The following is a 12,522-nucleotide window of genomic DNA, read 5'->3' on the forward strand; positions in this document are numbered from 1 at the left end:
TATGGACTATGAAGTGAAAGCCGACCCGTTGGAGGCGGCATTTGACGCAGCGGTGATCCCCGCCGCTGTGGTGCGCCCGCAACTCGCGGCGGGCAATATGGCCGATCCGGCGCGTTCGGCCTTTGTCGAGGGCTATTTGCGCAAGGGCCACGAGGTCGAGTTGAAAAGCTTTGCCGGCAATGAGCCCGCCGATGGCGGCTATGCGGTGCCCAAAGAAATCGACGCGGTAATCGATGCGACGCTGAAGGCGATCTCCCCCATTCGCGCGGTCGCCAATGTCGTGCAGGTGGGCAGCGCTGGCTATCGCAAGCTGGTGACGACCAACGGCGTTGCCTCTGGCTGGGCATCGGAAGTCGCCGCTCGCCCGACCACCGCGACGCCGACCTTCAACGAAATCGTGCCGAGCTTTGGCGAGCTTTATGCCAATCCCGCCGCAACGCAGGCGATGCTCGACGATGCGCAGTTCGATGTCGAGGCCTGGCTGGCCGACGAAATCGCCACGCAATTTGCCAAGGCCGAAGGAACCGCATTTGTAAACGGGGATGGCGTTGACAAACCAAAAGGGTTCCTAACCTACACTGCGGTCGCGACTGGTGATGCCACGCGTACCTTTGGCCAGCTGCAATATGTGCCGGTTGGTGCGGCGTCGGATTTCCCGGCGACCAACCCGCAGGACAAGCTGCTCGACCTCGTCCACGCGCTGCGTGCGCCCTATCGACAGGGCGCGGTGTGGGTGATGAATTCGGCGACGCTCGCCAAGATCCGCAAGTTCAAGACCAGCGACGGCGCCTTTGTCTGGACGCCAGGGCTTGTCACCGGCCAGCCCGATACGCTGCTGGGCTATCCGGTAGTTGAAAGCGAGGATATGCCGGACATTGCGGCGAACAGCATGCCGATTGCCTTTGGTAATTTCCGCGCGGGTTACCTCATCGCCGAACGCAGCGAGACCAACATCCTGCGGGATCCCTATTCGAACAAACCCTATGTCAATTTCTACGCCACCAAGCGGATTGGCGGGGCGGTTTCGAACAGCGAGGCGATCAAACTGCTGCGGATTGCGGCTTCGTAATTCTCCCCTCCCGCTTGCGGGAGGGGCCGGGGGGAGGGCCTGTCCCCGGCACGAGACGAGACTATTCGGGCCCTCCCCTAACCCCTCCCGCAGGCGGGAGGGGAACTGGAGCAATCAATGCCCCCATATATCTTCCAACGTGGCGAGACGATTTCGCTCGCGCTCGATGCTGTGACGGGTGATCCCCTTTCCGTCACGGCGATCAACGCGGTAATGAAGGCCGTCCCGCCCGGCCGCACCAGCGTGCCTGATAGCGCGCCGGTTGCGGCCACTTTTTCGATTATTCCGCGTGCAGCACAGGCGGACATTCCACCCGGTTGGACGCTGACTATTGATGCTTTGACCTCAGCGACGCTCCAGTCGGGTGCCTATCTCGCCGATGCGCGACTGCAGGTTGCGGGCGGTGTAATCGTCACTGAACCAGTTGCGATCCGCATCAAGCCTTCGGTGACGCCATGATGCTGCTGCAATGGAGGATGCCCAATCCTGCGTTGGCGCTGCGGTGGCGTGGGCCGGATGGCGGTATCGCCGCGACCGTCGCGGCCAATCCACCATCACCGGTTCCGACACTGATCGGTCCGCCCGGCATCGCCGGACCCCCAGGGCCCGAAGGTCCGGTCGCCGAGATCATCGACGGTGGGACGTTCAATTAATCCTCTCCCCTTTGGGGGCTATTCAAAGGAACGCAGATGCCCAGATTACAACTCAAACGTGGCCTCAAAGCCAATCTGCCCTCTGCCTCAATGCTGGCGGGCGAAGCACATTTCACGACCGATCGCGGCACGCTGCATGTGGCAACCGGCGCGACCGCAAAATTACCGGTGGTTCCGGCAATCGACGACCTGACGACCATCGCTGCTGTCGACGGTGCGGCCGACTTCCTGATTCTTCACGACGCCTCGGCTGCAGGGCAAAAAGAAGGCAAGATCACCGTCAATGCCTTCAAGGCGGCGCTCAACATCCCGTCGTCCGATCTCGACGAAAAGGCGGCCGTGGTGTCCGGCGGGACTTCCGGTTATATTTGGGGAACAAATGGAACCGATGGGGTTATCCGAATGAACACGTCAATGGCATGGAGCAAGGATGCTGGAAATGCCTTTGTTACGCTTGCCGTCGGCGATGTGGACTGCGGAACTTTCTGATGCCCAGTCTTGCGCACAGACGCGGAACGCGCGCGCAGATCGATGCGGCGGCTTCATCGAGCCAGCTTCGCGCTGGCGAGGTCTACCTGATTACAGATGAGGCCCGCTTGACGGTTGGAACCGCAATCAACGCCCATGAACCGGCTGCCAAGCAAAGCGAGGCTGGCGGGGGTGGCAGCGATCCGTGGACCTGGCAGAAACTGGTTGCCGACGTTGCCAACAGCACGACGACGCTGGCAGCTGTGACCGGGTTGTCTTTCACATCAAGTGCCAACAGCTCCTATCTGATCAAGGTTTATGGCGCGCTGCAGTCTGCAGCGACGACGACCGGTGCAGCGCTTGCCGTCGATATACCTTCGGGTTCAGTCGTTGGACAGGCGCAGATAAGTTCTAGCGCCACAGCCGCGCAGGTCACCGAACAGATCGCCGACAACGCCACAACCGGAGTGACCACCGGTGTCCGGGCAGCAACCACAAATGTGCCTTTCTACGCCTGGTTCCGGGTCGATATCGGTGCCACGGGCGGCACCGTGCAATTGCAGTTCCGTAGTGAGGTGGCCGGTTCCGCGGTAACGTTGAAAGCCGGCCTGAGCGCAATGGGTCGCCGAACCATTTAACAAAGGAAATCATGATGATCAGCCGCGATGCGGTGGTGCTCGGCAGCGATATGCTGGAAGAGGCCCGCGCCTATTTGCGCCTAGAATACGAGGAGGAGGATGCCTCGCTCGGTACCGTCCTGCTCGGCGCCATCGGTTATGCTGAAGCCTATTTGGGCCAGATGTTACTGCGGCGAAATGCCCGTGAAGTCTTGCCCGCCAGCATGCGTTGGCAACGTCTATCGGTGTTGCCGGTATCACTGGTAAATTCGGTGACCGGTATCCCCGCCGAGGGCATGCCTTTTGCGTTATCGAGCGAGGCATATAAAATCGAGATCGATGCCCATGGCGAAGTCTGGCTGCGGGTGACGCAGCCGGGATCGGCCGGTCGGGTTGAGGTCGCCTGTATGGCTGGAATGGCGCAGACATGGGCCGAACTGCCCGAAGCAATCCGGCTCGGTGTGTTGCGTTTGGCCGCGCACCTTCATCTTCACCGAGACAATCCCGACGATCCCGGCCCAACTGAAGGCGTTGCTGCCTTGCTGCGCCCCTGGCGGCGGAGGCGGCTCGCATGAGCAGCGAGTTTCTGGGAATGCTGCGCGAGCGCGTGACCATCGAACATCGGCTTGGCAATCGCGACGCGTTAGGCGGAGCCAGCGGGCGCTATGCCTATGATGGGGCTGCCTGGGTGGCGGTATCGCCGTTGATTCCGGCAGATTTGATCGCCGCCGACAGCCTTTCGGCGATGCCGCGCTGGCAGGTTACGATGCGCAAGCGCGAAGGTATCGATCTGCGTACCCGTCTGGTGTGGCGTGGGCGCTTTCTGGGCGTTCGCAACATTGTCAGCGATCCGCGAGATGCGTCGCGGATGGTGCTGACCTGTGAGGAGGCACGCTGATGTTTGAACGACTGGCCGAAGCCGCAAACCGCAAGGCGGACCGGTTGTTGATGCGTGTCATCCGCCGTCTCGCTGACGCTGAAGTTCCTGAGGGAGTCGAAGTCGAAGCGATGGATGATGGCGTTCGGCTGTCAGCGCGGCAATTGAAACAGCGGTTCGTGGACGATCCGCTATTGAGGAATTTTGGACGATGAGTGACGCTTTGGACGTCCTGCAATCGGCGTTGGTAACCGCACTGGAAGCGCATCCCGTTCTGGCAGAGGCGCTGACGGGTGTATTTGATGGTCCGCCGCCCCGATCTGCTTTTCCTTATGTTTCGATCAGCGACGGGCTTACAACCAACTGGAGCACCAAGACCGCTTCCGGGCGTGAGATTCGCATTGGCCTGACGGTTTGGGATGATGGCGAAAGCGCGACACGACTGCATCAGCTTATCGGGCATGTCGAGGACGCAGTGGCGGCTCTGCCGCGCGACCTTGCCGGGTGGCGGATCGCGAGTTGTGTATTTTTACGCTCGTTTGTCACGCGCAGTCCGGCAGCGGCCTGGGGGGGTATCGTCGATTACAGGATCAGGATGCTTTCGACAGCCTGACCATCAGGCCATCGGATAGTCACTCTTGCGCTTACGACGTTTGGGCGGTTCGTTGCGGCATTCAGGCAGCGCCTGTGCCGGATCGCGATTTTCCGGATTGTTCGACGGCAATTTGCCTTCGGGATCGATTGGCTTTTCCTGCTGTTCGCCGACCTTTGCCGAAATCCGCAAAGTCTGGTGTGGCGCGGCAATCGACCAACCGAAAGCTGGCTCGGCGGTGATTCCCGAATTTGGATCAAGCGACACCGCATAAGGGGCTGCTGCACATGCAGGCGAACCTTCATTTTGCTGCGCAGCATTTGGTGCAGCAATCATGGCCTGTGCGGCCAAAATCATAGTCAACATGGCGACCTCCTCTCCCCAGATTGAGTCGTCTTGAAACGGAGACAGTAATTATGCCCGCAGAAAAGGGAAGTGCCTTCTTGTTGAAAGTTGGCGATGGCGGTTTGCCGCCGGTTTATGCGACCGTTGCCGGGCTGCGCACGACGCAGCTGAGCATCAATGGCGATGCCGTCGTTATAACCAACAAGGGGTCCGGTGCCTGGCGCGAATTGCTGTCGGGTGCGGGCGTGCGATCGGTTTCGGTTTCGGGCGCGGGCGTGTTTACCGGCTCCGCCGCCGAAACACGGATCAAGTCCAACGCGCTGTCTGGTGTGCTCGACGATTATGAGTTGAGCTTTGAAAGCGGCGAGCGGATGCGCGGAAAATTCCTCGTCGCGCGGCTCGACTATGCTGGTGATTTCAACGGTGAGCGCAGCTACACTCTGGCACTGGAAAGTTCCGGCGAAGTGGTAACGTTGTGAGCCGGTCTGCAAACCCAGTTCGCGGAGAAGCTACGCTCTGTCTGAGCGAACAGGTGATCCTATTGCGGCCAAGCTTTGCAGCATTGGTCGCCGCCGAAGAGGAGCTTGGTCCGCTATTCGCGCTGGTTGAACGGGCCGCAGCGGGGCAATTGCGGCTTTCCGAACTCGTCGCCCTGTTCTGGCATTGCAGGTACGATGCACCGGTAGATCTGAACCGCGAAGCTTTTGCAGAAGCGCTGACGGCCTGTGGTCTCGCCACCACGACACCCGCGCTCAAGTCGCTGCTCGGCCAGATACTGGCCGGCCAGTGAGCTTTGCCGAAATGGCTCGCAGGTTATCGGGCCAGACAGCTTTGATACTCGGTTGGCGTCCAGAGGAGTTCTGGACAGCTACCCCCGCCGAATTGCTGGCCATTTTCAGCGCCGCATTGCCTGCGTCGACCGAAGCCGTCGATGCGCAGTCGCTTGCCAATTTGATGGAACAATTTCCCGATGCCCCCACCGGAGGTGATTAATGGATGAAGAAATCGAAAGGCTGGTCGTCGCCGTCCGCGCCGATACGCAAGGCTTTGCTCGCGATGTGGCAACGATGCGCGCCGAACTGGACGGTCCGTTTGCGGCGGGACTCGAACGATCAGGCCGTCTGTTGGAGAATAGCCTGATGCGGGCCATTCAGACCGGCAAGTTCGGATTTGATGACCTGCGTCAGGTCGCACTTTCGGTGCTGTCTGAAATTGCAGCGGCTGCAATCCGCACTGGTCTTTCCAGCCTTACCGGCTCTGGCGGCGGGCAAGTGGGAGGAGGGCTCGGCGGATTCCTTGCAACTTTGGGCTCCACACTTGTCGGGGCATTGGCGGGTGCGCCTGGTCGGGCCACAGGAGGGCCCGTTTCTCCGGGAAGAGCCTACCGGGTGGGCGAAAACGGACCAGAAATCTTTGTGCCGACCAGTGCCGGGCGGATCGATGCATCTGGCCGACGTAGCGAGGATGTGGTTCGGCTAAACCTGACTGTCAACGTTTCGGACAACAGCCGGATGAGCGCACCAGAAGCGTTACAGCGTTCAAGCCGTCAGGTTGCGCGCGCTGTGCGCCGGGCCATGCTGCAGGCGGAGGATTAAGCCATGGCCTATTGGCTATGCGACCAGCGCCGACGCCAACATAGCAGCCCAGTGATGCGTTTTGACCCGCGCTTCTGGACGCTGAACTTTCCGCGCCCGATGATGGCCTCTGTTGTGTCCAGCGGTGCTGAATCGCTGCGGGTCGACACGGTATTTTATCGGACCGATGATCTAGCCGGGTTGATATGGGACAGCGAGGATCATTGGGATCACCCGCTCCTCGCATATGAAACCAATCGGGACTACCGACGGCTGACTCTTCGGTTCCGCTGGCGATCAGGTGGCGTCATGCCGCTGGATGCGATCAACGGGCCGACGCTGACAATCGAAGGACGCGATGCCGCAGGCCAGCCAAAGAGCTGGTTTGTGCGCCTATGGAATTATGCAGCGGGCACGGCGGAAGATGCGTTAGTGACCCTGCCGTTCAGTGCGCTGCAGGGCGGCTACATCTTGCCAGACGAAGCGGATCCGGTGTTCGCCGGCGACATCGATCGCATGTTCATTTCACTCGTTCCGCCTGATTATGCACAGTCCGGAGTGGACAAGCCTTCGGCAACCGAGGGCTGGGTGGAAATATCCGAAATTCGCTGCGATGGTGCAGGGGTCATGCTCGATACCGGCGACGTGATGCTGCCCGAGCACGACCTGAAAATGGCGACGGGCTATGACGATGCCTACAACCAGACGCCCGAGAGATTGTTACGCCAGATTCGTGCCCTGGGCTATCGCGGGACAATCAACCATTATGTCGGCATGAGCCATTATTACCGGCTCGAACCGCTGGGTGGCGGCCATTATGCCAGCCTCTCGGGTGGTGCATTGAATACGCCCTGTCGAGCCTGGCATCTGGCTTTTGCCGAACGCGCCAAAGCGATGGGCTATGACCTGATCTTTTCATTGAGCTATGAACTGTTCGACGCAAATTGCTGGAATAACTGGAAACAGCGCGCGGAAAATGGCGATCCGGCGCTAACCGGCTGGTCGCCACCTTCGACATTATTGTCGCCTGCGCATGCTGGTGCGATGGCATATTTGCAGGCGGTGGGCAGGGCCTTTGCCTACATTCAGAAACTGGCCGGATTGCCCGTGAAATTCCAGGTCGGCGAACCCTGGTGGTGGATCATGCCCGATGGTCGCATTTGCCTGTATGACGCAGCAGCACTGGCTGAATTCGGAGCGCTTGCTGTGTCGATTCCCGACATAAAGGGTACAAAGTCGGTGGCGCAGAATGCGATGCTCGATAAAGCGGGCGAGATCCTCGCGGCATCAACCGCGGCTCTGGTTGCAGCGGTAAAGGAGGAGGCGGGGACGTCGCCTTTTGCTAGCCATGTGCTGGTATATCTGCCGACTGTACTTGATCCATTGGCACCCGAAGCCAAGCGGGCGAATGTACCGCTCGGTTGGGCTGCCCCAGCATTCGATGTGCTGCAGCTTGAAGATTATGACTGGGTGACCAGCGGCAATCACGGGGCGACAAAACGGGCGACGCCAATGATGGCCACCCGGCTGGGGTACCCGATTGCAAACCAGCATTATTTCTCTGGTTTTGTGCTGCAACCCGCAGATCGACTGCAATGGCGCGAGATCGAATATGCGGCGGGGGCAGCACGCGAACGGGGTGTAGCGCAGGTCTTTGTCTGGGCGCTGCCTCAGGTGGCGCGCGATGGTTTTACCCATTTCAGCATAGGCGATGAAAGCGAGGGCGAGGTGATATCCTTCGAAGACGTAGTTTTCCCCATTGAAATCGGCCGCAATGCCGAGGTTTCGGCAGAGTTTTCGACCAATATCGTGACTTTGATGACGGGTCATGAACGTCGCAACAGCGACTGGGCGGATGCGCGGCTGTCTTATGACGTCGCGCCGGGTGTACGGTCGGATAATGATCTGGCCCTGTTGCTAGATTTCTTTCGCGCGCGCCGGGGACCCGCAATAGGATTTCGCTTCACCGATCCGTTCGACAACAGCTCGAATGAAATGACGGATGTCCCAACTGCTACCGACCAGTTGCTTGGACTGGGCAATTCTGTGCAAACCAGCTTCGCAATAGTCAAACATTATGGATCGGGCACGAACCTGCAAACCCGGCTGATAACGCGTGTGCGGCCCGAGACAGTTCTTGTTGCAGTTGACGGTGCGCCGGTGACCAACTGGCATGTTACCAGTACAGGAAAAATTGAATTCGAAACTGCGCCAGCCAATGGTGCTCAAGTGACCGCTGGTTTTCGGTTTGACGTTCCTGTGCGCTTTGCGGGGGACCGGATTGATATCAATCGCGCAACATTCGGTGCAGGCGATATGCCCAGCGTCCTCCTGGTTGAGGTCAAGGAATCACAATGAGCGACCCTTGGCTTGAAGGCCCAGTGACTTCTACGGCTTACGGCTGGCGTCTGGAAAGGCGCGACGGCGTCACCCTTTGTTTTACCACGCACGACCGCGATGTTGAATTGGAAGGGATAATGTACACGGCGTCTCCCGGGATGGTTCCGACCTCGATAGTCGAAACAATCGGCCTTGAGACCGGCGGGCTTGATGTGCGTGGCGCTTTGGCTTCCGATGCTATAACCGAAGCCGATATTCTTGCCGGCCGATGGGATGGCGCACGACTTGAAATTTTCCTGTTCGATTGGCAGCATCCCGATATTGGCCGACGATTGCTTGCCTGTGGCGAATTTGGCAGCATCTCCCTTAAAGATAGCGAATTCGAGGTCGAGTTTCTGGGACCAGCCACGCGGCTCAAAAAACCTGTGGCACCTTTTACTTCCCCAACATGTCGGGCAAAATTTGCCGAGAACGATTGCGGCCTCAATCCAGGCCGGTTTCGCCGCGAAGCGTTGGCTACATCTGGCGTATCCAATACTGTCAATTGCGCAGCGGCACCTTTGCCAAATACGGAGCATCTCCTCTCGGGCGAGTTGCGCTGGCTGCAGGGGCCTGATTGTGGCCAGCGGCATCAAATCCTGGGCGTTAATGGCGCCCAACTCGAAATTTACCCGCCATTGTCGATACCTTTCACCGAGACAAGAAGGATCGAACTTTTAGAGGGATGCGACAAGACCGTCGCCACCTGTGCGTCGCGTTTTTCCAATGCGATAAACTTTCGCGGTGAACCCTATTTACCCGGAAATGACCTGCTCACCCGTTATCCAGGAGGCAACTAATGGAACATGGTCCGCAAGAAATAGCGAGCCGTGTGCTGTCACAGTTGGGCGTGCCCTTTCGGCTCCATGGTCGCGCCAAAGGCGTTTCTCTGGATTGCGTAGGGTTGGTCGCGATTGCCATCGAATCGTATCTCGACGGACGGTCTGTGCCCCAAAATTACTCGATGCGCGGCGATTTTTTGAACAAGGTCAGTGACTTTTTCGCTGCCTTACCATTCGAATCGCAAGCTGACGGTAGCGCAACAGCTGCTGGCGATATTTTGCTGGCCGAAGTCGGACCATCTCAACTTCACTTGGTGGTGGTGACCGAAGACGGATGGGTTCACGCACATGCGGGGCTGCGGCGAGTGGTGCGGTCGACGCCACAAAAAGACTGGGAAATCATCCGGCATTGGCGCCTGAACGGAGAGTGAAATGGCAACCTTGGTTTTGACCGCCGTCGGATCTGCGCTTGGCGGACCGTTGGGCGGAGCGATTGGGTCAATGCTGGGCCAGCGAATAGATACCGCCATATTGGGTGGCGGGCGAACACACGAGGGCCCTCGCCTCAAAGAACTGGAGGTTCAAACTTCCAGCTATGGCACCCAAATTCCGGGGATTTTTGGTGCGATGCGGATTGCGGGGACCGTGTTCTGGGCAACGGATCTGGTCGAACACCGCAGCACCAGCGGGGGCGGAAAAGGTCGACCGGCAACATCCAGTTACAGCTATTCGGTCAGCCTTGCGGTTGCTCTCTCGAGCCGCCCCATCCTGCGCGTCGGCAGAATCTGGGCCGACGGGAATCTGGTTCGTGGGGCTGGAGGCGATTTGAAAATTGATACGCAGCTGCGGCTTTACACCGGGTACGCTGATCAGCTGCCTGACCCCCTTTTATCTGCAAGCGAGGGGCTGCCGCTGTGCCCGGCCTATCGAGGGATCGCTTATGCCGTGTTTGAAGATCTCCAGCTGGCCGATTTTGGAAACCGGATCCCGTCTTTGACTTTCGAGGTCTTTGAGCGTGATACGCCTGTGGACATAGGTGACATTGCCGCCATTGGTTCGACCGGTGAAATTTCGGGCCCGACCGCCGAAACGTTGACAGGTTTTGCGCTTCAGGGCGGAAGTGCACGGGAAGCCTTGACTGATTTGCTTGCAGCATTCCCGATATTTGTGCGGCCCGAAGGCGATCGATTGCGGATCTACCGGACCGACAGCCCGACATTGCAGACCCATGCCATAGCTGCTGCCGCATCAGTTGGTTCGAGCAGGCTTGAAAGACCTGTCAGACAAAGGGGATCGATCGATAAATTGCCAAATTCGGTCTCGATTCGACATTATGAGCCAGCGCGAGATTTTCAACTTGGTGTTCAGCGCAACAGAAACAGCATCGGTGGGATGGCCGAATTGCAAATCCAGTTGCCAGCTGCAATCGGTGCACACCGCGCAAGACATATCGCCGAGCAGAAATGGCGCATTTTGGCATCGGCGTTGGACACTGGCACGAGTAGATTTCCGATTGGAACTGCGTCCATCGAACTTGGTGATCTTGCAGGAGAGTTCGGGCAACACATAACCGAAATCGAACATGGCCGCGGCTTCGTATCTGTCCGAACAGAGCACTGGCCAGCTCCCGTCGCCTACACTAGCCAAACTTCTGACGCTGGACGCGACGTTGCGGCGCCAGATTTATTGTCGGGATCAACGATCATTCAAATTGCCGATTTGCCGCTGTTTGATGATCATAACGCTACCCGCCCAATTGTCGCTGTAGCGGCCTGCGGCACAGGAGATGGTTGGCGGAGGGCTTCGCTGGCGCTTCGTAATGGCGACCAACTTCAAGAACTTGGCTCGACCGCGCCGCAGGCGGTTATCGGGCAACTGCTTGCGCCATTGCCTTATCATCCAGCGACATGGATTGATCAAACAAATGCTGTCGAAATTCGGCTCGCGAACGAGCAAATGGATCTACCGCCCGGTACTGGTTCGCCGTTTGACCCCAGCGCACCAACATTGCTGATAGGACAAGAATTGGTTCGTTACGGCTTAGCAATATCTTTGGGCGGGCGGGACTATCGCTTGCGTCAATTGCTGCGGGGATTTCGTGCAACCGAACAAGCGATTGTGGACCACCTTGCAGCCGCTCATGCGACGTTACTCGACAAGGCAACTCTGCTGACGCCCGATCTTTTGTCTGCTCCCATCGGATCGACTTTATTTTTCGAGGCTTCCGGACGCGGGGATTCGCAGCCTGCAACGCAATCGTTGTTGGTCGAGGCAAGGGCGATTCGGCCACTTCCTCCGGTTCATATATCCGTCGAACGCCGCGACGATGGGGCACTGGTATTGCGCTGGATAAGACGAAGCAGATTTGACCCTGGGTGGCAGGATTTTGCGGATCAGCCTTTGGGCGAAGAGCGATTGGAATTTGATGTTACCATCAGCTACGGCGGGTCAACCCTGTACAGCGCAATCATTCAAGAAAACTCCGCAAATGTCCCGGCTTCAATCATTGAGGGATGGGGTTTGCCACCCGGTTCAAATGTCGATCTGCAGATCAGGCAATTCGGGCAATTCGCAATTTCGCAGCCTGCAACGCACAGTTTTCAGATCTGAAATGAATTTCAGAACCGTGAACATATCCGATTATATTCAGGAGATTAAAAGTGAGTGATGCGACATTCCGCTTCGCGCTTCCCCACCTGCATGTGGCGCAGGCGCAAAAAGAAACTACCTACAATGAGGCGCTACTTCGCATCGATGGGTTGTTACATTGTGCTGTACAAGATGAATTGCAGACCGCGCCAAATGCTACTCCCGCAGAATCAGGCAAAATGTGGTTGATTGGTGGCTTGCCGACCGGCGAGTGGCAGGGTCGGGCGGGTATGATTGCTTATTGGACAGGCTCCGCTTGGCGCTATTTCGTGCCGCAGCCGGGAATGGAAATTTGGCATATTGGGGCAGCCAAAGCGCTTCGATTTATCAATAATGACTGGCAATCGGCGCAGCCTGTCCTGCCGGCAGCCGGAGGCTCGGTTGTCGATATTGAAGTCCGTTCGCAAATGGAAGCGTTGATCGGGGAGCTAAGAGCAATTGGACTATTGCCAAGTTGAGGTTATGGTGAATCAAATTTTACGGCCTCGCTCATATGGTTAGAAGCTGTAAAGGCTCG

Annotated in this window: 19 protein-coding genes; 18 read left to right on the plus strand and 1 reads right to left on the minus strand. The window is 58.2% G+C overall.

Annotated features, from left to right (window positions below; genetic code table 11):
• The first annotated feature begins 1 nt into the window (after nt 1).
• The 9 genes from DXH95_RS01105 to DXH95_RS01145 all read left to right on the plus strand — a co-directional run bounded on the left by DXH95_RS01105 (nt 2) and on the right by DXH95_RS01145 (nt 4,297).
• Entirely contained in the window at nt 2–1,069 is a 1,068-nt protein-coding gene (locus DXH95_RS01105; protein ID WP_115547634.1) for a phage major capsid protein, read from the plus strand.
• Nucleotides 1,070–1,186: 117 nt separating this feature from the next.
• On the plus strand, nt 1,187–1,528 hold the full coding sequence (locus tag DXH95_RS01110) for a hypothetical protein (RefSeq protein WP_115547635.1): 342 nt from the start codon (nt 1,187–1,189) through the stop codon (nt 1,526–1,528).
• Nucleotides 1,525–1,722 carry a hypothetical protein gene (locus DXH95_RS01115; protein ID WP_115547636.1) on the plus strand — a complete coding sequence of 66 codons (198 nt, stop codon included), beginning with the start codon at nt 1,525–1,527 and terminating at the stop codon, nt 1,720–1,722. Before DXH95_RS01110 ends, DXH95_RS01115 begins: the two co-directional genes overlap by 4 nt.
• A 36-nt stretch (nt 1,723–1,758) precedes the next feature.
• Nucleotides 1,759–2,211, plus strand: a complete 453-nt coding sequence (locus DXH95_RS01120) for a hyaluronate lyase N-terminal domain-containing protein (protein ID WP_115547637.1) — start codon at nt 1,759–1,761, stop codon at nt 2,209–2,211.
• Nucleotides 2,211–2,828: a hypothetical protein gene (locus DXH95_RS01125; protein ID WP_115547638.1), complete on the plus strand. Its 618-nt coding sequence runs from the start codon at nt 2,211–2,213 to the stop codon at nt 2,826–2,828. Before DXH95_RS01120 ends, DXH95_RS01125 begins: the two co-directional genes overlap by 1 nt.
• An 11-nt stretch (nt 2,829–2,839) precedes the next feature.
• On the plus strand, nt 2,840–3,382 hold the full coding sequence (locus DXH95_RS01130; RefSeq protein WP_239016498.1) for a head-tail connector protein: 543 nt from the start codon (nt 2,840–2,842) through the stop codon (nt 3,380–3,382).
• Entirely contained in the window at nt 3,379–3,705 is a 327-nt protein-coding gene (locus DXH95_RS01135; RefSeq protein WP_115547639.1) for a phage head completion protein, read from the plus strand. The genes DXH95_RS01130 and DXH95_RS01135 overlap by 4 nt, the downstream gene beginning before the upstream one ends.
• Complete coding sequence (locus tag DXH95_RS01140; protein WP_115547640.1) at nt 3,705–3,899, plus strand: hypothetical protein; 195 nt, start codon at nt 3,705–3,707, stop codon at nt 3,897–3,899. Before DXH95_RS01135 ends, DXH95_RS01140 begins: the two co-directional genes overlap by 1 nt.
• Nucleotides 3,896–4,297, plus strand: a complete 402-nt coding sequence (locus DXH95_RS01145) for a DUF3168 domain-containing protein (RefSeq protein WP_115547641.1) — start codon at nt 3,896–3,898, stop codon at nt 4,295–4,297. Before DXH95_RS01140 ends, DXH95_RS01145 begins: the two co-directional genes overlap by 4 nt.
• 3 nt (nt 4,298–4,300) lie before the next feature.
• Here DXH95_RS01145 and DXH95_RS01150 read toward each other — a convergent pair whose 3' ends face one another.
• Nucleotides 4,301–4,642: a hypothetical protein gene (locus tag DXH95_RS01150; protein WP_115547642.1), complete on the minus strand. Its 342-nt coding sequence runs from the start codon at nt 4,640–4,642 to the stop codon at nt 4,301–4,303.
• Nucleotides 4,643–4,692: 50 nt separating this feature from the next.
• Here DXH95_RS01150 and DXH95_RS01155 point away from each other — a divergent pair, with 50 nt between their 5' ends.
• From DXH95_RS01155 to DXH95_RS01195, 9 genes are read left to right on the plus strand one after another with little or no spacing between them, the layout of a single operon-like run.
• Nucleotides 4,693–5,100: a phage tail tube protein gene (locus DXH95_RS01155; RefSeq protein WP_115547643.1), complete on the plus strand. Its 408-nt coding sequence runs from the start codon at nt 4,693–4,695 to the stop codon at nt 5,098–5,100.
• On the plus strand, nt 5,097–5,411 hold the full coding sequence (locus tag DXH95_RS01160; protein WP_115547644.1) for a gene transfer agent family protein: 315 nt from the start codon (nt 5,097–5,099) through the stop codon (nt 5,409–5,411). The genes DXH95_RS01155 and DXH95_RS01160 overlap by 4 nt, the downstream gene beginning before the upstream one ends.
• Before the next feature lie 11 nt (nt 5,412–5,422).
• A complete protein-coding gene (locus DXH95_RS01165; protein ID WP_115549325.1) occupies nt 5,423–5,614 on the plus strand; it encodes a phage tail assembly chaperone in 192 nt (63 codons plus the stop codon).
• Nucleotides 5,614–6,216: a tail tape measure protein gene (locus tag DXH95_RS01170; protein WP_115547645.1), complete on the plus strand. Its 603-nt coding sequence runs from the start codon at nt 5,614–5,616 to the stop codon at nt 6,214–6,216. The genes DXH95_RS01165 and DXH95_RS01170 overlap by 1 nt, the downstream gene beginning before the upstream one ends.
• A 3-nt stretch (nt 6,217–6,219) precedes the next feature.
• Nucleotides 6,220–8,553 (plus strand): DUF2460 domain-containing protein, encoded by a 2,334-nt coding sequence (locus DXH95_RS01175; protein WP_115547646.1) that lies wholly within the window; start codon nt 6,220–6,222, stop codon nt 8,551–8,553.
• Nucleotides 8,550–9,374, plus strand: a complete 825-nt coding sequence (locus DXH95_RS01180) for a DUF2163 domain-containing protein (protein WP_115547647.1) — start codon at nt 8,550–8,552, stop codon at nt 9,372–9,374. The genes DXH95_RS01175 and DXH95_RS01180 overlap by 4 nt, the downstream gene beginning before the upstream one ends.
• Nucleotides 9,374–9,787 carry a peptidoglycan endopeptidase gene (locus DXH95_RS01185; protein WP_115547648.1) on the plus strand — a complete coding sequence of 138 codons (414 nt, stop codon included), beginning with the start codon at nt 9,374–9,376 and terminating at the stop codon, nt 9,785–9,787. The genes DXH95_RS01180 and DXH95_RS01185 overlap by 1 nt, the downstream gene beginning before the upstream one ends.
• A 1-nt stretch (nt 9,788) precedes the next feature.
• Nucleotides 9,789–11,966 (plus strand): GTA baseplate fiber-binding domain-containing protein, encoded by a 2,178-nt coding sequence (locus DXH95_RS01190; protein WP_115547649.1) that lies wholly within the window; start codon nt 9,789–9,791, stop codon nt 11,964–11,966.
• A gap of 50 nt (nt 11,967–12,016) precedes the next feature.
• Nucleotides 12,017–12,463 carry a DUF2793 domain-containing protein gene (locus DXH95_RS01195; RefSeq protein WP_181883529.1) on the plus strand — a complete coding sequence of 149 codons (447 nt, stop codon included), beginning with the start codon at nt 12,017–12,019 and terminating at the stop codon, nt 12,461–12,463.
• Nucleotides 12,464–12,522: the final 59 nt, after the last annotated feature.

It is taken from the genome of Sphingorhabdus pulchriflava (assembly GCF_003367235.1).
In the GTDB taxonomy this organism is placed as follows: domain Bacteria; phylum Pseudomonadota; class Alphaproteobacteria; order Sphingomonadales; family Sphingomonadaceae; genus Sphingorhabdus_B; species Sphingorhabdus_B pulchriflava.

What these genes read in the sequence shown, in the direction of transcription:
- DXH95_RS01105 (WP_115547634.1), top strand. Translation starts at nt 2, where the DNA reads ATGGACTATGAAGTGAAAGCCGACCCGTTGGAGGCGGCATTTGACGCA.
- DXH95_RS01110 (WP_115547635.1), top strand. Translation starts at nt 1,187, where the DNA reads ATGCCCCCATATATCTTCCAACGTGGCGAGACGATTTCGCTCGCGCTC.
- DXH95_RS01115 (WP_115547636.1), top strand. Translation starts at nt 1,525, where the DNA reads ATGATGCTGCTGCAATGGAGGATGCCCAATCCTGCGTTGGCGCTGCGG.
- DXH95_RS01120 (WP_115547637.1), top strand. Translation starts at nt 1,759, where the DNA reads ATGCCCAGATTACAACTCAAACGTGGCCTCAAAGCCAATCTGCCCTCT.
- DXH95_RS01125 (WP_115547638.1), top strand. Translation starts at nt 2,211, where the DNA reads ATGCCCAGTCTTGCGCACAGACGCGGAACGCGCGCGCAGATCGATGCG.
- DXH95_RS01130 (WP_239016498.1), top strand. Translation starts at nt 2,840, where the DNA reads ATGATGATCAGCCGCGATGCGGTGGTGCTCGGCAGCGATATGCTGGAA.
- DXH95_RS01135 (WP_115547639.1), top strand. Translation starts at nt 3,379, where the DNA reads ATGAGCAGCGAGTTTCTGGGAATGCTGCGCGAGCGCGTGACCATCGAA.
- DXH95_RS01140 (WP_115547640.1), top strand. Translation starts at nt 3,705, where the DNA reads ATGTTTGAACGACTGGCCGAAGCCGCAAACCGCAAGGCGGACCGGTTG.
- DXH95_RS01145 (WP_115547641.1), top strand. Translation starts at nt 3,896, where the DNA reads ATGAGTGACGCTTTGGACGTCCTGCAATCGGCGTTGGTAACCGCACTG.
- DXH95_RS01150 (WP_115547642.1), bottom strand. Translation starts at nt 4,642, where the DNA reads ATGTTGACTATGATTTTGGCCGCACAGGCCATGATTGCTGCACCAAAT.
- DXH95_RS01155 (WP_115547643.1), top strand. Translation starts at nt 4,693, where the DNA reads ATGCCCGCAGAAAAGGGAAGTGCCTTCTTGTTGAAAGTTGGCGATGGC.
- DXH95_RS01165 (WP_115549325.1), top strand. Translation starts at nt 5,423, where the DNA reads ATGGCTCGCAGGTTATCGGGCCAGACAGCTTTGATACTCGGTTGGCGT.
- DXH95_RS01170 (WP_115547645.1), top strand. Translation starts at nt 5,614, where the DNA reads ATGGATGAAGAAATCGAAAGGCTGGTCGTCGCCGTCCGCGCCGATACG.
- DXH95_RS01175 (WP_115547646.1), top strand. Translation starts at nt 6,220, where the DNA reads ATGGCCTATTGGCTATGCGACCAGCGCCGACGCCAACATAGCAGCCCA.
- DXH95_RS01180 (WP_115547647.1), top strand. Translation starts at nt 8,550, where the DNA reads ATGAGCGACCCTTGGCTTGAAGGCCCAGTGACTTCTACGGCTTACGGC.
- DXH95_RS01185 (WP_115547648.1), top strand. Translation starts at nt 9,374, where the DNA reads ATGGAACATGGTCCGCAAGAAATAGCGAGCCGTGTGCTGTCACAGTTG.
- DXH95_RS01190 (WP_115547649.1), top strand. Translation starts at nt 9,789, where the DNA reads ATGGCAACCTTGGTTTTGACCGCCGTCGGATCTGCGCTTGGCGGACCG.